The sequence below is a fragment of the Pusillimonas sp. SM2304 genome (assembly GCF_031628915.1).
Taxonomy (GTDB): domain Bacteria; phylum Pseudomonadota; class Gammaproteobacteria; order Burkholderiales; family Burkholderiaceae_B; genus Pusillimonas_C.
On the sequence record NZ_JAVLUJ010000002.1, the window covers coordinates 813,760 to 833,345 of the forward strand.

Annotated in this window: 17 protein-coding genes and 1 tRNA gene; 11 read left to right on the forward strand and 7 right to left on the reverse strand. The window is 60.5% G+C overall.

Annotated features, from left to right (window positions below):
- Positions 1-35 precede the first annotated feature (35 nt).
- Positions 36-120: transfer RNA gene (locus RE432_RS12870), tRNA-Leu, on the reverse strand.
- 327 nt (positions 121-447) lie between these two features.
- Between RE432_RS12870 and tig the strand changes: the two genes are divergently transcribed.
- The 4 genes from tig (at position 448) to lon (ending at position 6,442) form a co-directional block, all read left to right on the forward strand.
- Complete coding sequence (gene tig, locus RE432_RS12875) at positions 448-1,758, forward strand: trigger factor (RefSeq protein WP_310933799.1); 1,311 nt, start codon at positions 448-450, stop codon at positions 1,756-1,758.
- Positions 1,759-2,415, forward strand: a complete 657-nt coding sequence (clpP, locus tag RE432_RS12880) for an ATP-dependent Clp endopeptidase proteolytic subunit ClpP (protein ID WP_310933800.1) — start codon at positions 1,759-1,761, stop codon at positions 2,413-2,415.
- A gap of 91 nt (positions 2,416-2,506) precedes the next feature.
- Positions 2,507-3,817, forward strand: coding sequence for an ATP-dependent Clp protease ATP-binding subunit ClpX (gene clpX / locus RE432_RS12885; RefSeq protein ID WP_310933801.1), 1,311 nt, complete (start codon positions 2,507-2,509; stop codon positions 3,815-3,817).
- Positions 3,818-3,970: 153 nt separating this feature from the next.
- Positions 3,971-6,442, forward strand: a complete 2,472-nt coding sequence (lon, locus tag RE432_RS12890; RefSeq protein ID WP_310933802.1) for an endopeptidase La — start codon at positions 3,971-3,973, stop codon at positions 6,440-6,442.
- Between the two features lie 120 nt (positions 6,443-6,562).
- On the opposite strand, the gene RE432_RS12895 is transcribed toward lon, so the two are convergent.
- The 3 genes from RE432_RS12895 to RE432_RS12905 all read right to left on the reverse strand — a co-directional run bounded on the left by RE432_RS12895 (position 6,563) and on the right by RE432_RS12905 (position 9,388).
- Positions 6,563-7,234 carry a hypothetical protein gene (locus tag RE432_RS12895; protein ID WP_310933803.1) on the reverse strand — a complete coding sequence of 224 codons (672 nt, stop codon included), beginning with the start codon at positions 7,232-7,234 and terminating at the stop codon, positions 6,563-6,565.
- Positions 7,235-7,400: 166 nt separating this feature from the next.
- Entirely contained in the window at positions 7,401-8,066 is a 666-nt protein-coding gene (gene lexA, locus RE432_RS12900) for a transcriptional repressor LexA (protein ID WP_310933804.1), read from the reverse strand.
- 119 nt (positions 8,067-8,185) lie between these two features.
- Positions 8,186-9,388 (reverse strand): amino acid aminotransferase, encoded by a 1,203-nt coding sequence (locus RE432_RS12905; RefSeq protein ID WP_310933805.1) that lies wholly within the window; start codon positions 9,386-9,388, stop codon positions 8,186-8,188.
- 77 nt (positions 9,389-9,465) lie between these two features.
- On the opposite strand from RE432_RS12905, the gene uvrB reads away from it, so the two are divergent.
- The 7 genes from uvrB to RE432_RS12940 all read left to right on the forward strand — a co-directional run bounded on the left by uvrB (position 9,466) and on the right by RE432_RS12940 (position 16,047).
- A complete protein-coding gene (uvrB, locus tag RE432_RS12910; protein WP_310933806.1) occupies positions 9,466-11,490 on the forward strand; it encodes an excinuclease ABC subunit UvrB in 2,025 nt (674 codons plus the stop codon).
- 374 nt (positions 11,491-11,864) lie between these two features.
- On the forward strand, positions 11,865-12,356 hold the full coding sequence (locus tag RE432_RS12915) for a low molecular weight protein-tyrosine-phosphatase (RefSeq protein ID WP_310934225.1): 492 nt from the start codon (positions 11,865-11,867) through the stop codon (positions 12,354-12,356).
- A 213-nt stretch (positions 12,357-12,569) separates the two neighbouring features.
- On the forward strand, positions 12,570-13,079 hold the full coding sequence (gene iscR / locus RE432_RS12920) for a Fe-S cluster assembly transcriptional regulator IscR (RefSeq protein WP_310933807.1): 510 nt from the start codon (positions 12,570-12,572) through the stop codon (positions 13,077-13,079).
- Between the two features lie 17 nt (positions 13,080-13,096).
- Complete coding sequence (locus RE432_RS12925; RefSeq protein WP_310933808.1) at positions 13,097-14,308, forward strand: IscS subfamily cysteine desulfurase; 1,212 nt, start codon at positions 13,097-13,099, stop codon at positions 14,306-14,308.
- Positions 14,309-14,334: 26 nt separating this feature from the next.
- Complete coding sequence (iscU, locus tag RE432_RS12930; protein ID WP_310934227.1) at positions 14,335-14,718, forward strand: Fe-S cluster assembly scaffold IscU; 384 nt, start codon at positions 14,335-14,337, stop codon at positions 14,716-14,718.
- A gap of 2 nt (positions 14,719-14,720) precedes the next feature.
- A complete protein-coding gene (iscA, locus tag RE432_RS12935; RefSeq protein WP_310933809.1) occupies positions 14,721-15,044 on the forward strand; it encodes an iron-sulfur cluster assembly protein IscA in 324 nt (107 codons plus the stop codon).
- Between the two features lie 112 nt (positions 15,045-15,156).
- Positions 15,157-16,047: a methylglyoxal synthase gene (locus RE432_RS12940; RefSeq protein WP_310933810.1), complete on the forward strand. Its 891-nt coding sequence runs from the start codon at positions 15,157-15,159 to the stop codon at positions 16,045-16,047.
- Between the two features lie 47 nt (positions 16,048-16,094).
- Here RE432_RS12940 and lysS read toward each other — a convergent pair whose 3' ends face one another.
- The 3 genes from lysS to prfB all read right to left on the reverse strand — a co-directional run bounded on the left by lysS (position 16,095) and on the right by prfB (position 19,487).
- Entirely contained in the window at positions 16,095-17,615 is a 1,521-nt protein-coding gene (lysS, locus tag RE432_RS12945) for a lysine--tRNA ligase (protein ID WP_310933812.1), read from the reverse strand.
- A 12-nt stretch (positions 17,616-17,627) separates the two neighbouring features.
- A complete protein-coding gene (locus RE432_RS12950) occupies positions 17,628-18,380 on the reverse strand; it encodes an SDR family oxidoreductase (protein ID WP_310933813.1) in 753 nt (250 codons plus the stop codon).
- A gap of 2 nt (positions 18,381-18,382) precedes the next feature.
- Positions 18,383-19,487, reverse strand: a protein-coding gene (gene prfB, locus RE432_RS12955) for a peptide chain release factor 2 (RefSeq protein WP_310933814.1) whose coding sequence is annotated in 2 segments (ribosomal slippage) — positions 18,383-19,405 and positions 19,407-19,487 — 1,104 coding nt in all. Because the reading frame shifts where the segments join, the coding sequence is not laid out codon by codon here.
- Positions 19,488-19,586: the final 99 nt, after the last annotated feature.

Consider the following 19,586-nt stretch of genomic DNA (forward strand, 5'->3'; position numbering starts at 1 on the left):
GAGCAAGCTGCAATGCCGGCGCGCATGCTTTGTTGTGGTGCGAACGGAGAGACTCGAACTCTCACACCTCTCGGCGCCAGAACCTAAATCTGGTGCGTCTACCAATTCCGCCACGTTCGCTAAAGTAAGCCAAGCATTATAGCTTTTTTTGAATGCGGCGCAATGCGGGCCGCCGGGCCTGCGCTGCGCCCGGGGCATCGTATCCGTGACGTCATATATAGAGGGAGGGGGCAAGGACGATTCCACGGGGCAAGCCGAAGGCAGGCCGATCGTGCCGGCCGGCCGCTGGCCTTGCGCAAGCGGGTTTTATTTGCCGGGAACGCCGCGCTTCCATGCCGATTCACGGGGGTCCGCCATAGGGGCGCGCAGGGGAATTGGATTGTCTTGGCGAGTTTCCGGTAAAATGTTCTGTTCATTTCTTCAATTATTCATTTATATAGGTCCCTAATGCAGCCCGAGGTTGAAATTTTGTCTGGTCTGGAGCGCCGTGTTGATCTGGTCGTTTCGGTCGCCGACGTAGAAAAAGAAGTCCAGGCGCAACTCAAACGTGTCGCTCGTACTGCCAAAGTTCAGGGTTTTCGCCCAGGGAAGGCGCCGCTTTCCCTGATCGAGCGTAGCCATGGGCCCGGCATCCGCTACGACGTCATCAATTCCGAAGTGGGCCGTTCGCTGGATAAGGTCATTGGGGAAGCCAAACTGCGCGTGGCCGGTACGCCCAACCTGGAGCCCAAGACCGAAGGCGTGGAAGAAGGCGTCATGGCTTTCTCGGCCACCTTCGAAGTCTATCCCGAGGTCGATGTGCCCGACCTGGCGGCTTTGCAGGTCAAGCGCGCCAACGTGCAAGTGGGCGAAGCCGAAGTGCAGCGCACGATCGACATCCTGCGCAAGCAGCGCGCCAGCTACGAAGTCCGCGAGGGCCGCGAAGCCCAGGATGACGACCGCGTAACGCTCGATTTTGTCGGTTCGATCGACGGTGTCGCGTTTGACGGCGGCTCGGCAGAGAAATTCCCGTTCGTGCTGGGCCAGGGCCGCATGCTGCCCGAATTCGAAACCGCCGTTCGCGGCATGAAGGCCGGCGAATCCAAGACCTTCCCCCTGACCTTCCCCGAAGAGTACGGCAGCAAGGAAGTGGCCGGCAAGACCGCCGAATTCAAGATCACCGTCACTGAAGTGGCCGAGGCCGTTCTGCCCGAAGTGGATGCCGAATTCGCCAAGTCGCTGGGCCAGGCCGAAGGCGACGTCGAAAAACTGCTGGCCGACGTGCGCAGCAACATCGAGCGCGAAGTCAAGGTCCGTGCCCAGGCGCGCACCAAGGCCAGCGTCATGGACGCCCTGGTCGAGGCTTGCTCTTTCGACGTGCCCAAGGCGCTGGTAGACAATGACGCGCAAGGCCGTGTCAGCGCCGCCCGCGAAGAACTCAAGCAGCGCGGCGTGCCCAATGCCGACTCCATGCCCATCCCGGCCGACGCCTTCACGGCCGAGTCCGAGCGCCGCGTGCGTCTGGGCCTGCTGGTCTCCGAGCTGGTGCAAGCGGCCGATCTGCAAGCCAAGCCCGAGCAGGTGCGCACGCGCATTGAAGAATTCGCGCAAAACTACGAGCAGCCCGCGCAGGTTGTCGCGTATTACCTTTCCGACCGTCAGCGCCGCGCCGAAATCGAGGCCATCGTGCTTGAAGACAACGTGGTCGAACACGTGCTGTCCAAGGCCCAGGTTACCGATGAAGACGTTGCGTTCGAAGAACTCATGGGGACCAACTAAATGTCACGATTTACCGATTTTTACGCCTCAATGTATGGTGGTGACTCGGTGACCCCGACGGGGCTGGGCTACGTGCCTATCGTGATTGAACAGTCGGGCCGTGGCGAGCGGTCTTACGATATCTACTCGCGCTTGCTGCGCGAGCGCGTCATTTTCTTTGTCGGGCCGGTCAACGACCATTCCGCCAATCTGGTGGTGGCGCAGCTGCTGTTCCTGGAATCGGAAAATCCCGAGAAGGACATTTCGCTGTACATCAACTCGCCCGGCGGTTCGGTGTACGCCGGCATGGCCATCTACGACACCATGCAGTTCGTCAAGCCCGATGTGTCCACCCTGTGCACGGGCATTGCGGCCAGCATGGGTGCATTCCTGCTGGCGGCCGGCACCAAGGGCAAGCGCTACACCTTGCCCAACTCCCGCATCATGATTCACCAGCCTTCGGGCGGCGCTCAGGGCCAGGCTTCCGATATCCAGATCCAGGCGCGGGAAATCCTCAGCTTGCGTGAACGCCTGAACACCATCCTGGCCAAGAACACGGGCCAGCCAGTCGAGCGCATTGCCGAAGACACCGAGCGTGATAATTTCATGTCGGCTGAAGATGCGGTATCGTATGGTTTAGTAGACAAAGTACTGGTCTCTCGCTCCGACGAGGCCTAAGACCAGCAGGTCGGCGGGCGCCCGTGGCGCTTGCCGGTTAATACCCGACAGGCGCGTGTCGTCCTGTCCACTGAACTTAACGAAGAGTTTTATGCCCGAAAAAAAAGGATCGGCGGACGATAAAGTATTGCATTGCTCGTTTTGCAATAAAAGCCAGCACGAGGTTCGCAAGCTTATCGCAGGGCCGTCAGTGTTCATCTGCGATGAATGTATCGATCTTTGCAATGACATTATTGTCGAAGAAAGCCAGGAAGCGGCACGCGATGCCATACGCAACGAACTGCCCACGCCGCAAGAGATAAAAGGTTTTCTTGACGGCTACGTCATCGGGCAGGATACGCCCAAGCGCACGCTGGCCGTCGCGGTCTACAACCACTATAAGCGGATACGCTATGGCGAAGTCAAAGGGGACGACGTCGAGCTTTCCAAAAGCAATATTCTGCTGATTGGCCCGACCGGCTCGGGCAAGACACTGCTGGCCCAGACACTGGCCCGTATGCTCGATGTGCCTTTCGTCATGGCCGACGCCACGACACTGACCGAAGCCGGCTATGTGGGCGAGGATGTCGAAAATATCGTGCAGAAGCTGTTGCAGAACTGCAATTACGATGTGGACAAGGCCCAGCGCGCCATCATCTACATCGACGAGATCGACAAGATCTCGCGCAAGGCCGATAACCCGTCCATTACCCGCGACGTCTCCGGCGAGGGCGTGCAGCAGGCGCTGCTTAAGCTGATCGAGGGCACGGTCGCATCGGTGCCGCCTCAGGGCGGCCGCAAGCATCCGAACCAGGATTTCGTCCAGGTCGACACGACCAACATCCTGTTCATCGTGGGCGGCGCCTTCGATGGGCTGGATAAGGTCATTCGCGACCGCACCGAACGTTCCGGCATTGGCTTTTCGGCATCGGTGCGTGCCAAGACCGAGCGCGGCGTGGGTGAATTGTTCGCCGAGGTCGAACCCGAAGATCTGATCAAGTTCGGGCTGATTCCCGAACTGGTGGGCCGTCTGCCCGTCGTGGCAACGCTGGAAGAGCTCCAGGAAGATACGCTGGTGCGCATTTTGACCGAACCCAAGAACTCCCTGATCAAGCAGTTCCAAAAGCTGTTTGAAATGGAAGAGGTCGAACTCGATGTGCGCCCGGGTGCGCTGTCGGCCATTGCCAAGCGCGCCATCAAGCGCCGCACAGGGGCGCGAGGCCTGCGTTCCATCGTCGAGCAGGCTTTGCTGGGCACCATGTATGAACTTCCGTCGAATAAAGATGTCAAACGCGTCGTACTCGATGAAAACGCCATTACCGGCAAAGGTACGCCCATGCTCATCTATCAGGACGAGGACAAGAACCATGCCGCGGCCCCCGAAGAAGGCGCCGGCAAGAAGCTGAAGAATGCGGCCGCATAGCGGGGCTTGTAGAATACCCCTATATAAAGCAGGATTCGCGCTTTGTAGACTTGAAATACTGGCTATCGTCACTACATGCACCTATAGGTAGTACTAAAAAGGGAGGCCAAGGCTTCCCTTTTGCATCCAGAGGTAAACTTTAAGGAAATGACTATGTCTGCAAGCCAGATTCTCTCTTCAGAACCCACGGACTTGCCGCTGTTGCCTTTACGCGACGTAGTGGTATTTCCACACATGGTGATTCCGCTGTTTGTCGGCCGCCCGCGCTCCATCAAGGCGCTGGAGCTGGCCATGGAATCAGGCAACAACATCATGCTGGTGGCGCAAAAGTCGGCCAGCAAAGACGATCCTACCCCCGAAGACCTGTACAGCATCGGTTGCGCCGCCAGCATTCTGCAAATGCTCAAGCTCCCCGACGGCACTGTCAAAGTCTTGGTCGAGGGCCTGCAGCGCGCCACCATCCAGTCGGTACGCGAAGCGGACACCCATTTCATGTCCATCGTCGTGCCGATCGCACCGGATGCGGACGAGGGCGCCGAATCCGAAGCCCTGCGCCGCGCGGTGGTCGCGCAGTTCGAGCAATACGTCAAGCTCAACAAGAAAATCCCTCAGGAAATACTCACTTCCCTGACGGGGATCGATGACGCCGGCCGTCTGGCCGACACCATTTCGGCCCATTTGCCGCTCAAGCTCGAGCAAAAACAGCAAATGCTCGAGGTCACCGGCACGTCGGAACGGCTTGAAAACCTGCTGGCCCAGTTGGAATCCGAAATCGACATCCTTCAGGTCGAGAAGCGCATTCGTGGCCGCGTCAAGAAGCAGATGGAAAAAAGCCAGCGCGATTACTATCTGAATGAGCAGGTCAAGGCCATACAGAAAGAGCTGGGCGAAGGCGAAGAAGGCGCAGACATCGAAGAGCTCGAAAAGAAGATCACGGCAGCGCAACTGCCCAAGGAAGCCCAGAAAAAGGCCGACGCGGAGCTCAAGAAGCTCAAGCTGATGTCGCCCATGTCGGCGGAAGCCACCGTGGTGCGCAATTACATCGATACGCTGATCGGCCTGCCGTGGCGCAAGAAAAGCCGCATCAACAACTCCATTTCGAATGCGGAAGGCGTGCTGGATGCCGACCACTATGGCCTGGAAAAGGTCAAAGAGCGCATTATCGAATACCTGGCTGTCCAGCAGCGGGTCGACAAGCTCAAAGCGCCCATCCTGTGCCTGGTCGGCCCTCCCGGCGTGGGCAAGACCTCGCTGGGCCAATCCATTGCCCGCGCCACGAACCGCAAGTTCGTGCGCATGGCGCTGGGCGGCGTGCGCGACGAGGCCGAGATCCGCGGCCACCGCCGTACCTATATCGGTTCGATGCCGGGCAAGATTCTGCAGAACATGGCCAAGGTCTCTGTGCGCAACCCCTTGTTCCTGCTCGACGAGATCGACAAGATGGGTGCGGATTTCCGTGGCGACCCGTCCTCGGCCCTGCTCGAGGTGCTCGATCCCGAACAGAACCACACATTCCAGGACCACTACATCGAGGTCGATTTCGATCTGTCCGATGTCATGTTCGTGGCCACCAGCAATACGCTGAACATTCCGCCTGCCCTGCTGGACCGGATGGAGGTCATTCGCCTGTCGGGTTACACCGAAGACGAGAAGGTGCATATCGCTTTCGACCACTTGCTGCCCAAGCTCATGAAGAACAACGGCGTGCAAGAGGGCGAAGTCACCATTGAAGAGTCGGCGGTACGCGACATCGTGCGTTATTACACGCGTGAAGCGGGTGTCCGGGCGCTCGAGCGTGAAATCAGCAAGATCTGCCGCAAGGTGGTCAAGAAGCTGCTGGCTACCAACCCATCGGTGCGCACGCGCGGCCGCAAGACGGCGCAGTCCGCGCAGAATGTGGAGCGTGTCACAGTCACCTCCGACAACCTCAGCGACTTCCTGGGTGTGCGGCGTTTCAATTTCGGCATGGCCGAGAAAGAAAACAAGATCGGCCAAGTCACCGGCCTGGCCTGGACGGAAGTGGGCGGCGACCTGCTGACCATCGAAGTGGCGGACATGCCCGGAAAGGGCGTGGTACTGCGTACCGGCTCACTGGGCGATGTCATGAAAGAGTCGGTGGAAGCGGCGCGTACCGTGGTGCGCGCTCGTGCCCAGAAATGGGGTATTCCGAACACGGCTTTTGAAAAACGCGACCTGCACGTGCACTTTCCGGAAGGGGCGACGCCTAAAGACGGCCCTTCGGCGGGCATTGCAATCACCACGGCCATGGTCTCGGCGCTTACGGGCATTCCCGTGCGGGCCGATGTCGCGATGACCGGTGAAATCACGCTGCGCGGCGAAGTGCTGGGTATCGGCGGCTTGAAGGAAAAGCTGCTGGCGGCGCATCGCGGCGGCATCAAAGTGGTGATGATCCCCGAGGAAAACGTGAAGGATCTGGCCGATATCCCCGACAACGTCAAGAATCACCTGGAGATCATTCCGGTGCGCTGGATAGACCGGGTGCTGGAAGTCGCCTTGCAGAACATGCCCACGCCGCTGTCAGACGAGGAAGTGGCGCGGCTGGCCGCCGAGGCGGTGGCCAATGCCAAGCCCGCTGAAGCGCAAGAAGGCGTCATGAAGCATTGATGACGCGCAGTTGATGAACCCGCCGTCATGGCGGGTTCACTGGCAGTTTGTCCCAGGCCAGGCCCTGATCGATCAGGGCCTGGCCTGTTTTTCTGAATGCGCTTTGTGTTGCCGCATGCCTTACGCATGCCGCATGCGGGGCATGTCCAGGCAATTGTGCTCGATATCTATAGGCCGGTTGGCGCGCGACACATAGGCATGCGTGGTGCGCTGAACGATTTGCGAGATAAGCTCCACAAACCGGATCGAAGCCCTGGGGGACACAACGACGCCCAGCAGCAATGTTCGCAGGTCGACAAGAAGCCGCATGGGATTATGCCTGGGATCGCCCTGATAGGCGTCGCCCTGGGCGTTCACGATGACAAGCAGCGTCTCGTCCTCGAGCAGGGGCAGCACGGTGGACTGCGGGGGCCTTGGTGTGCCGGGCAGCGGGATGACGCGGCATGTCTGTTCGATAAATACATCGGTGCCTTCGCATGGAATCAAGGATGCCGACAGGGCGCTGATGCTTGAAATCAGATAGATCGATGGTTCAGCGGGCTCATCCGGCCACCAGTCAATGGCATGCTCATGGTCCAGCATCGCCCAGGATTGAAACCGCAGGCTGGCCGCATCGTCGGTGCTGTCTGCTGCTTCCCGATGCGGGTAGCGCTGGATTCCAAGCCGGAACGGGTCCGCACGGCCAAAGGTCATTTGACTGAATGTCATCAGGTCGATCAGATCATAGAAGCTGACCGTCCTGAAAATCCGCTTATCCTGATCGAGGCCTGGATTGATGTGAATATCCCCCATGCTTCAAACTCCTTCCAGGCCAAAGCGGCCTGCGTACTGGGCACCCCTTGAATCTTAGTCAAAAGCAAAGGCGCCCAACATTACGGTCTCCTTACCGTTTCGTAATGTTGGGCGCGTGGCAGGTGCCGATACGCGAAACCGGCGTGTGAGGCCGGCTGAAGCACGCCTAGTGCAAGGGCGTGTTCCGGATGAGGCCGACGGCGATGCCTTCGATGGAGAACTCGTCGTCAGCGGTGACGATGATGGGCTGGAAGTCGGGGTTTTCAGGCAGGAGCTCGATGCGCTTGCCGGCGCGGGCAAAGCGTTTGACCGTGACGTCTTCGCCGATACGGGCGACCACGATCTGGCCATTGCGGGCATCGGGCGATTTTTTGACGGCCAGCAGGTCGCCGTCGAGGATGCCGGCGTCGCGCATGCTGAGGCCGCGCACACGCAGCAGATAATCGGGCGTCTGGCTGAACAGGGCGAGTTCGATGCCGACTTCGCGCTCGACGTGTTCCGCTGCGAGTATGGGGTTGCCCGCCGCCACGCGGCCGACCAAAGGCACCATGAGCTGTGTGACCGCCGACGAGGCGCGGCCCAGCAGGGAGCCTGCGTGCTGCGCGCCGGCCAGGCTGCCGCCGGTAAGCCGTATGCCGCGCGAGGCGCCCGCGGTGAGTTCGATGGCGCCTTTTCGAGCCAGGGCCTTCAGGTGGTCTTCGGCGGCATTGGCCGATTTGAAACCCAGGGCGCGGGCGATTTCAGCCCGGGTGGGCGGGAAGCCCGTGCGGGTGATTTCGCTGCGGATGAGTTCGAGTATTTGCTGCTGACGCTCGGTAAGCTTGACGGCCATGACGATCCAGACTGTATTTATATACAGTCTGGATTTTGCAGTATTTCAGGGGAAAGATCAAGCCTGTGCACGCGGGGATAGGCAAACAGGCGATGCCCGCCAGGAAGGCGGGCGCTTGCTTAGGCCAGGACTTTGGCGATGGACGCGGCCACGTAATCGATATTGCGGCTATTGAGCGCCGCCACGCAGATGCGGCCGCTGCTGACTGCGTACACGCCATGTTCTTCCCGCAGTTGGTCCACTTGGGCCGCCGTCAGGCCGGAATACGAGAACATGCCGCGCTGGGCCAGCACGAAATCGAAATTCTGCGTGACGCCGTGGGCCTTGAGTTTTTCGACCAGTTGCACGCGCATGGTGCGGATGCGGTCGCGCATGGCCGCCAGTTCAGTGGTCCACAGGGTGTAGAGCTCGGGGGTATTGAGTACCGTGGAGACCACTGTGCCGCCGTGCGTGGGCGGGTTGGAGTAGTTGGTGCGAATGACGCGCTTGAGCTGGCTGAGCACGCGCCCGCTTTCTTCCTTGCTGGACGAGACCAGGGTCAGGGCGCCGACCCGTTCGCCGTACAGCGAGAACGACTTGGAGAAAGACGAACTGATGAACATGGTGAGGTCGTGCTGGGCGAACAGGCGCACCACGGCGGCGTCTTCTTCCAGGCCTTCGCCAAAACCCTGGTAGGCGATGTCCAGGAAGGGCACCAGGTTTCTGTCTTTGACGACCTGGACGATCTGCTGCCATTGCTCGAAGCTAGGGTCCACGCCGGTGGGGTTGTGGCAGCATGCGTGCAGGACGACGATGGTCTGCTCGGGCAGGGCCTGGAAGCAGGCCAGCATGGCGTCGAAGTTCAGGCCATGGCTGGCCGCGTCGTAGTAGGGGTAGGTCTCGACCTGGAATCGGGCGCGCTCGAACAGGGCGCGGTGGTTTTCCCAGCTGGGGTCGCTGATGAGCACCTTGGAGTCTGGCAGGATCTGCTTCAGGAAGTCGGCGCCGATCTTGAGCGCGCCGGTGCCCCCCAGGGCCTGGGCGGTCAGGACGCGGCCGCCGGACACCAGGGGCGAGTCGTGTCCGAGCAGCAAAGTCTGCGCGCCTTTGTTGTACCCCGGGATGCCTTCGATGGGCAGGTATCCGCGCGCGGCATGCGCTTCGATGCGCGCGACTTCGGCTTTGCTGACCGCGTCAAGCAAAGGAATGCGCCCTTCGTCGTCGTAGTACACGCCGACCCCCAGATTGACCTTGCCCGCGCGGGTGTCGGCGTTATATTGTTCGTTCAGGCCAAGAATGGGGTCGCGCGGAGCGAGCTCGACGGATTCGAAGAGAGATTTCATTTGGGGAGTATGAAGGTAGGTAGAGAAAGAGGTAGCAATAGTGTGATAATAAGGGGTTTACCCTGAAAGTGTCCAGTATGAACGCACCTGCGCCCGGCTTCATCGAGTATCCGAACAGTCCGTTTCAGCTTTTCCAGCCTTATCCGCCGGCGGGCGATCAGCCCGCGGCGATCGACGCGCTGACCGAGGGCATCAACGATGGGTTGATGTACCAGACGCTGCTGGGGGTGACCGGCTCGGGCAAGACCTACACCATGGCCAACGTCATCGCCCGTACCGGGCGTCCGGCGATTGTGCTGGCGCCGAACAAGACGCTGGCGGCGCAGCTCTATGCCGAAATGCGGGAGTTCTTTCCCAATAATGCGGTCGAGTATTTTGTGTCTTACTACGACTACTATCAGCCCGAAGCCTATGTGGCGGCGCGCGATCTGTTCATCGAGAAAGACTCATCGATCAATGAGCACATCGAACAGATGCGCCTGTCGGCCACCAAAAGCCTGTTGGAGCGGCGCGACACCGTGATTGTCGGAACCGTGTCGTGCATCTACGGCATAGGCAACCCCGGTGATTACCACGCCATGGTGCTGACCTTGCGCACGGGCGACCGCATTGCGCGGCAAGAGCTGCTGGGGCGGCTGGTGGCGATGCAGTACGAGCGCAACGATGTGGAGTTCACGCGCGGCGCCTTTCGCGCGCGCGGCGAGATCATCGATGTGTTTCCGGCCGAGCACGCCGAACTGGCCCTGCGCATCACCCTGTTCGACGACGAGATCGAATCGCTGGAAATGTTCGATCCGCTGACCGGGAAGATCAAGCAGAAAGTACCGCGCTTCACGGTGTTTCCCAGTTCGCACTATGTGACCCCGCGCGAGACCGTCCTGCGCGCCATCGAAACCATCAAGATGGAGCTGCGCGAAAGGGCGGCCGCGCTGGTTGCCGACGGCAAGCTGGTCGAGGCGCAGCGGCTGGAGCAACGCACCCGCTTCGACCTTGAAATGCTGCAGGAGCTGGGTTTCTGCAAAGGCATTGAAAACTACTCCCGCCACTTGTCGGGCGCCGCGCCCGGCGAACCGCCGCCCACGCTGATTGATTATTTGCCCGCCGATGCCTTGATGTTCATCGACGAAAGCCATGTCACCATGGGGCAGCTCAGCGCCATGTACCGGGGCGACCGCTCACGCAAGTCGACGCTGGTGCAGTTTGGCTTCCGCCTGCCGTCCGCCATGGACAATCGGCCTTTGCAGCTAGAGGAGTTCGAGCAGCGCATGCGCCAGTGCGTATTCGTATCGGCAACGCCCGCCAACTACGAGAACGAGCATTCCGACAATATTGTGGAGCAGGTGGTCAGGCCTACCGGGCTGGTCGACCCCGAAGTGGAGGTGCGGCCGGCGCTGACCCAGGTCGATGACTTGCTGGGCGAAATCAAGCAACGCATAGCGGTTCAGGAGCGCATACTGGTCACCACGCTGACCAAGCGGATGTCAGAGGACCTGACCGACTATCTGGCCGAAAACGGCCTGAAAGTCCGCTACCTGCATTCCGACATCGATACCGTCGAGCGGGTGGAAATCATTCGGGACCTGCGTCTGGGCGTGTTTGATGTCCTGGTGGGCATCAACCTGCTGCGCGAAGGGCTGGATATTCCCGAAGTGTCGCTGGTGGCCATCCTGGATGCCGACAAAGAAGGCTTCCTGCGCTCGGAGCGCAGTTTGATCCAGACCATGGGGCGGGCGGCCCGCAACCTGAATGGCCGGGCCATCCTGTATGCCGACAGGATCACCGATTCGATGCGCCGGGCCATGGACGAAACCCAAAGGCGCCGCATCAAGCAGCTGGAATTCAACCAGGCGCATGGCATCACCGCGCGCAGCGTGAGCAAGGCGGTGCGTGAAATGATCGACGGCGTCATGGTGGTGCCGGACCAGGCTTCCATGGTGGACGAGATTTCGCCCGATGTGCTGCGCGACGACAAATCGCTGGCCAAGGAAATCCGGCGGCTGGAAAAGCTGATGATGGATCACGCCAGGAACCTGGAGTTCGAACAAGCCGCGGCGGCCCGCGATGCGCTGAACAAGCTGAAGCAGAAGGCCTTGCTGTCCTAGCGTGGAATCGGTGCCGATAGTCCCGCGTTATAAGCGCAGGGCATATCGTTGTAATTCATCCACATTATGTGTTTTTTAATGCGCCTGTCATCGGGCTCCGATTGAACGGTCGATTCAGATCTTGCTTTCGTCTTTATTAGGGTTTACCATTAATTTTTAAAGGATTTTTGCTCGCGTTTCGGCTTGTTGCAGTGCATGAATATTGGTTTTCCGGCGGGTTTCGGAAAGGCCGTTTTGTGTGAAAGCAAGCGCAAAAATAGGCAGTAACGTCTTATTGCATTTAAATTTATCGGCTTGTCAATACGGTCGGAAACATAAATGTGGTGCCGCAAAAATCCTTGCCTTATAACGGGTTTTCCCTCACACTCTCGCTTATGATGACTAAGGTACTTTTCGTTTGCATGGGTAATATCTGTCGCTCGCCGAGCGCAGAGGGTGTTTTCCGCCGTTTAGTCGACGAAGCGGGGCTCTCTGACGTGGTCGGCGTCGACTCCGCTGGCACCCACAGCTTTCATATTGGCGAGGCGCCCGATGCGCGTGCGCAGGCCGCAGCGCGCAAGCGTGGTTACGAATTGTCGCACTGTGTGGCGCGCCAAGTCTGTGCCGATGATTTCCGCGAGTTCGACCTGATCCTGGCCATGGATTGGGAAAATCTTTCCGCGTTGCAGCAACAATGCCCCAAAGTATACCAGCACAAGCTGATGCTGCTTATGCGCTTCGCCAACGAGTTCGAAGAAGCCACGGTGCCCGATCCCTACTATGGCGGTCCCGAAGGCTTTGGCAAAGTGCTTGACTATCTTGAAGACGCCTGTCAAGGCGTCATGGAAATGGTGCGCAAGCGCGTACTGCAATACCAGGCAGCCTGAACCGTCAGGCCCTTTTCAGTAAAAAACCGTGCGCTGCACGGTTTTTTCGTTTCCGGCCTGTTTTTTTCGTGTTTAAAGCCGAGCGTTTTAGTCGGGAATTTGCTATACTGGACTATATTAGTCGGGTATAGGAATCCTGCTAATCGGCCGGGGTGCGGTGTTCCTGAATGGCGCTGCGCTCCGCGTGTTTCGGGCTTAATCAAGGACATCACGATGCGTTTAACGACCAAAGGGCGTTTTGCAGTGACCGCCATGATCGATCTGGCGTTGCGGCAGCAAAGCGGGCCTGTCACTCTGGCAGCCATCAGTCAGCGGCAGAACATTTCGCTGTCATATCTGGAGCAATTATTTGGAAAGCTGCGCCGGCATGAACTGGTCGACAGCGTCAGGGGGCCGGGCGGCGGCTACTCCCTGGCTCGCCTGGCGCGCAACATTACAGTGGCCGACATGATCTTCGCGGTCGATGAGCCGCTCGATGCCACCAGCTGCGGCGGCAAGGAAAACTGCAACATCGGCCGCAATGGCAGCACCGGAAAATGCATGACGCACGAACTGTGGTCCACGCTTAACCGTAAAATGGTCGATTATCTTGATTCGGTGTCGCTGCAGGACCTGGTCGATCAACAGCGCATGCGGCAACTGCATGAAGCCACGCAGGCTCAGGCCAGTATCCGGCTCAACCGGTCTCCCGATGTCCTGATCGCTTCTTCGACGCTGACTTAACCCATTCCAGGAGATGTATGGCAACCCCTCCCGTCTATCTCGATTATTCCGCCACGACGCCGGTCGACCCCCGTGTGGTCGATGTCATGGTGCCGTATCTGTACGAACGGTTCGGCAATCCGGCCTCGAACAGCCATGCCTACGGCTGGGACGCCGAAGAGGCCGTCGAGCAGGCGCGCGCCGAGGTTGCCGCACTGGTCAACGCCGAGCCGCGTGAAATCGTCTGGACGTCCGGCGCGACCGAGTCCAATAACCTGGCGCTCAAGGGCGCGGCGCATTTTCACGCCGGGCGGGGCAAGCACATCATCACGCTCAAGACCGAGCACAAGGCGGTGCTGGACACCTGTCGCGAGCTCGAACGCCAGGGCTTCGAAGTCTCTTACCTGGATGTCCAGGAAGATGGCATTGTCGACCTGGACGTGTTCAAGGCGGCGCTGCGGCCCGACACCATCCTGGCCTCGGTCATGCTGGTCAACAACGAAATCGGCGTGGTGCAGGACATTGCCGCCATCGGGCGGCTGTGCCGCGGCCAGGGCGTGGTGTTTCATGTGGATGCTGCGCAGGCAACAGGCAAGGTCCAGATCGATCTGCAGTCCCTGGACGTCGACCTGATGTCTTTTTCGGCGCATAAAACCTACGGCCCCAAAGGGGTGGGGGCCTTGTTCATACGGCGCAAGCCGCGTGTGCGTCTGGAAGCGCAGATTCACGGCGGCGGCCACGAGCGCGGTTTCCGGTCGGGTACGCTGGCCACCCACCAGATTGTGGGCATGGGCGAGGCCTTCCGCCTGGCCCGCCTGGAAATGGCTGACGAGAACCCGCGCATGCGTGTGCTGCGCGATCGGCTGTGGGCGGGCTTGTCAGGCATAGCCGGCGTCTATCTGAACGGCAGCCTGGATCAGCGCGTGCCGCATAACCTGAATCTCAGTTTCAACTACATCGAGGGCGAGTCGCTGCTCATGGCGCTGAAAGAGCTGGCGGTATCCAGCGGCTCGGCCTGCACCTCGGCCAGTCTCGAACCCTCGTATGTGTTGCGCGCGCTGGGGCGCAGCGACGAGCTTGCGCACAGCTCGATCCGCTTTACCGTGGGCCGCTACACCACGGCCGAAGACATCGATTTCACCATACAGCTGGTGGTTCGGCAGGTAGGCAAGCTGCGCGACATGTCGCCTTTGTGGGAAATGGCCCAGGCGGGCGTAGACTTGAAATCCGTGCAATGGGCCGCACATTAATCATGGAAGGAGCTTGATCGATGTCCATGATTTACAGTGAAAAAGTCCTGGATCACTACGAAAATCCACGCAATGTCGGTTCGTTTGATCCCGCCGACACCCGCGTGGGCACGGGGCTGGTCGGCGCGCCGGCGCTGGGCGATGTCATGAAGCTGCAGATCAAGGTCAACGAATCGGGTATCATCGAAGATGCGCGGTTCAAAACGTATGGTTGCGGTTCGGCCATTGCGTCCAGTTCCCTGATCACGGTATGGGTCAAGGGCAAAACGCTGGATCAGGCGCTTGATATACGCAATACGCATATCGTCGAAGAACTGGCGTTGCCGCCGGTCAAGGTTCATTGTTCCATCCTGGCCGAAGATGCCATCAAGGCGGCGGTCCAGGACTACAGGAAAAAGCATCAGGGATAATCATGGGAATTACGCTTACACAACAAGCGGCTGACCATATCAACCGCTACATCGAAAAACGGGGCAAAGGCCTGGGCCTGCGCCTGGGTGTCCGCACCACAGGGTGCTCGGGCATGGCCTACAAGCTCGAATACGTCGATCAGCCCAACGCCGACGACCAAGTGTTCGAACAGCTTGGCGTCAGGGTGTATGTCGACCCTAAAAGCCTGCCATTCCTGGAAGGCACCCAGCTCGATTACGGGCGCGAAGGCTTGAACGAAGGCTTCAGGTTCACCAATCCCAACGAAAAAGCCACCTGCGGTTGCGGCGAATCCTTCACGGTTTGAATCCCGCCCGCCCACAGGGCGGAGCCCCCGCATCGCTATCCCAGGCCATCCGGCACAGGGCGCCCCCGCGCATGACTTCCCGGTGTCACCTTAATGTGTTCTGATCGTCACCATGACTACACCTGTATTGCGCTTTGGCTTGGCGGCAAACCGCCTGCATCACGAAACCTATGGGGCCGCCCTGTTCCAGTGGCTGGAGCAATCGGCGGCCGGCATACGGGAGCTCGGCATAGAGCTCTACACCGTGGGCCGCACCTTCGACGCCATTGAGCGCTCGGGTCTGCTCAAGGGGCATGCCGGCCTGGTCCGCTACCCATTTGGCCGCGAGGGCGGGCTGATGAAACTGGTGGCCCGGGTCACCGAGGGCCGCGACGGAGCAGCGCCGTTCGATGGCGCCATCTATCTGATCGACCCGGTCGATCCCTCTTCTATCTTCCCCGAAGCCCTGGCCTTGAAGCGCCAGTGCATTACGCATGGCCGGCCTTTCGTGTCGACCCTGATGGGCGCGATCGAATGGGTAGAGGTCGAGCGTCTTTGCGCCGGCCTGGCGCCTGATCCGGCGCGGGCGCCCCTTTTTGATTTTTCACGGCAGACGCTGGCCCTGATCGCCCACGACGCCCTGAAGGACCAGATGGTCGAATTTGCGGACAAGCATTTTGATGTGTTGTCGCGCTTTGCCGGCCGGGTCGGCACCGGCACGACCAGCGGCCGGCTCAACGAACTGGCCTGGTCGCGCGGGTGGCCCAAGGATTCCCCCTGGGTGCAAGCCTACCTGAGCGGACCTTTGGGCGGCGATGCGCAAATAGCCGAGCTGGTGCTCGAGCAGCGCTGCCAGCGCGTCATCTTTTTCGAAGACCCCCATGTGGCGCGCCAGCACGAGGCCGACATTCAGTTGCTGGAACGCGCGGTGCGCGTGATCAGCGACAAAGCCGCCTGCATTGCGTCGCCGGCGGTGGCGCACAAGTGGGCCGGCGCAATGGGCAGGCGCCTTCAGTCCGCCTGACGGCAGGGCGGGCAGCCCGCAAGCGGGCCTGCCGCCCTTGCGCGGTCTTAGTCCTCGCGGCGCAGGTGCGGAAACAGGATGACGTCGCGGATGCTGGGGCTATCGGTCAGTAGCATGACCAGGCGGTCGATGCCGATGCCGCAGCCGCCCGTGGGCGGCATGCCGTATTCCAGCGCGCGGATATAGTCGGCGTCGTAATACATGGCTTCCTCGTCGCCGGCATCCTTGGCTTCGACCTGGGCCAGAAAGCGCGCCGCCTGGTCTTCGGGGTCGTTCAGCTCGGAAAACCCGTTGGCGATTTCGCGGCCCGTCATGAACAGCTCGAACCGCTCGGTGATGCCTTCCTGCGTGTCGGAGGCGCGGGCCAGCGGCGAGACCTCGACGGGATAATCAATGATGTAGGTGGGGTTCCAGAGTTTGGCTTCGGCCGTTTCCTCGAACAGGGCCAGCTGCAGTCCGCCCAGTCCGGCGCGTGCCAGGACGGGGCCATTGACATCGGCGCCCAGCCGCTTGAGCTCGCTGCGCAGGAAAGCCTCGTCCTGCAATTGCGCCAGGTCGTAAGCCGGCGCGTATTTGAGGATGGCCTGGGCAATGGTCAGGCGGTCGAAAGGCTGGCTCAGGTCCAGGACTTTGTCCTGGTAGGTCAGCACGGCGCTGCCGGTCGCGGCAATGGCCGCTTCGCGTATGAGCGATTCGGTAAAGTCCATGAGCCAGCGATAGTCGGTATACGCGGCGTAGAACTCCATCATGGTGAATTCTGGATTATGGCGGGGGCTGACGCCTTCGTTGCGGAAATTGCGGTTGACCTCGAATACGCGGTCGAAGCCGCCCACGACCAAGCGCTTCAGGTAAAGCTCGGGCGCGATGCGCAGGAACATCTCCATGTCGAGCGCATTGTGGTGCGTGACAAAAGGCTTGGCCGCGGCGCCGCCCGGTATGGGATGCAGCATGGGGGTTTCGACTTCAAGAAAGCCGGCGTTGAGCATGTGCTGGCGTATGCTGCCTATGGCTTTGCTGCGCGCCGCGAAACAGCGCCGCGTTTCTTCCGTCATGATGAGGTCGACATAGCGCTGGCGGTAGCGCAGTTCCGTGTCGGCCACGCCGTGGAACTTGTCGGGCAGGGGACGCAGCGACTTGGCCAGCAGGCGTATCGTCGCGGCATGGACCGAGAGCTCGCCTTTGTTGGTCTTGAACATCGTGCCCTCGACGGCCACGATGTCGCCGATGTCCCAGGTCTTGAACTGGGCGTAGGGCTCGTCGCCCACGGTGTTCCGGTCCAGGAAGATCTGGATGCGGCCGGAACTGTCCTGCAGCGTCGCAAAGCTGGCCTTGCCCATGACGCGCTTGAGCATCATGCGGCCGGCGACCTTGACATGCTTGTCGACCTCGGCCAGCGCGTCCTTGTCCAGTTCGTCGTAGGCGGCATGCAGCGCCGCCGCGACGTTGTCGGGGCGGAAATCATTGGGGTAGGCCACCCCCTCGGCGCGCAGTTTGGCCAGCTTGCCACGGCGTTCGGCAATCAGGTGGTTTTCGTCGGCGGCAATACTGGAAGGCGTAGGTTCGTTCATGATTCTGGTGGATTAAGCGTGATTTCTGATGTCGTCCAGCACATTCGCGCCGAAGTCGTCGTGGGCAACATAGCGCAGGATGCGGGCGGCCACGTCGGCCGGCAAGGCCAGCTGGCCCTGCTGGTGCAGTTGGGTAAAGCGCTCTACATTGGGAAAGTCGGTCGTGGCGGAGCCGCGGATGGTTTCCTGCATGCCGGTGTCGACCACGCCCGGCGCCAGCGACACGATGCGCACGCCGTGGTTTTCGGACTGCAGCACCCGCGTATAGTGGTCGAGCGCCGCTTTGGTGGCGCAGTAGACCCCCCAGCCCGGGGTGGGGTTGCGGCCGGCGCCAGACGAAATATTGACGATGCGGCAATCCGCGAGCAGCGGCTTGACCGCCTGCAGGAACGCAGCCGTGATCAGCATTACGCTGGTCACATTCAGGCTGAAGGCCGCGGTGATGGCCGCGGCATTGTCCAGCTCGGTGGCCTGGTGGATGGGCGCCACGGTGCCGGCATTGTTGATCAACAGATAACGTTTGGCGCCCGGCGGCAGGCCGGCAACCACTTGCTTGGCAACGCGTTCGGCGGCAGCGGGGTTGGCCAGGTCGGACTGGACCTGTTGCAGCACGCAGCCGGTTTGCTCGGCGCGGGCCGCCAGCTCGGGGCTGTGGCTGCGGGCCACGGTGATAAGCCGCGTGTCGGCCTGCATCAGGCCCTGGGCCAGCGCCTGGCCCAGGCCGCGCGTGGCGCCCGTCACAATGGCAACAGTACTTGGTTCCATGCTTATACCCCTTGTTTCAGGCTGGCCTGTATGAATGGGTCAAGGTCGCCGTCCAGCACTTTCTGCGTGTTGGATATTTCGACGTTGGTGCGCAAGTCTTTGATGCGGCTCTGGTCGAGCACATAAGAACGGATCTGATGGCCCCAGCCCACATCGGTCTTGGCGTCTTCCATTTTCTGCTGTTCCGCCATGCGTTGACGCATTTCAAGTTCGTACAGGCGCGACTTGAGCATCTGCATGGCTTCGGCCCGGTTGCGGTGCTGGGAACGGTCGTTCTGGCATTGCACGACGATGCCGGTGGGCATGTGCGTGATGCGCACTGCCGAGTCGGTCTTGTTGATGTGCTGGCCGCCGGCGCCGCTGGCGCGGTAGGTATCCACGCGCAAATCGGCCGGGTTGACCTCGATCTCGACCGAGTCGTCGACCTCGGGGTAGACGAACACGCTGGCGAACGAGGTATGGCGGCCATTGGCCGAGTCGAAGGGACTTTTGCGAACCAGGCGGTGCACGCCGCTTTCGGTGCGCAGAAAGCCAAAGGCGTATTCGCCTTCGACCTTGATGGTGGCTGACTTGATGCCGGCCACATCGCCGTCGGATTCTTCAAGGATTTCGGCCTTGAAGTCCTTGCGCTCGCAGTAACGCAGGTACTGGCGCAGCAAAATAGACGCCCAGTCCTGGGCTTCGGTGCCCCCCGCGCCCGCCTGGATGTCCATGAAGCAGTTGAGCGGGTCGGCGGGGTTGGAGAACATGCGCCTGAACTCAAGCTCTTCAAGGCGTTCGCCCAGCGCGGCGGTGTCATGCTCGATGGCCGCTAGGGTGGCGTCGTCGTCATCGTCGGCGGCCAGATCAAACAGTTCTTGCGCGTCGTTCAGGCCGTTGGCGATGTCCGTAAGCGTCTGGACGACGTTTTCCAGGGATTTTTTTTCACGCCCTAATTCTTGCGCATGCTTGGGGTCGTTCCAGACGTCGGCGCTTTCGAGCTCGGCATTGACGACATGCAGGCGTTCGGCTTTGGCATCGTAGTCAAAGATACCTCCGAAGGGCCGCCTGGCGCTCCGCATAGTCTTCAAGGCGGGCGGCAAGTAGGTTTTGGCGTTCGGCTTCCATAAGTATTCCTGATTGTGTCGGTGGCGGGCAATATGCTTGCGTAACCCGGTATTTTACCCTGTACTTCGATGCGCTTGCCGGCCCTGCGTTCTGGTCTTT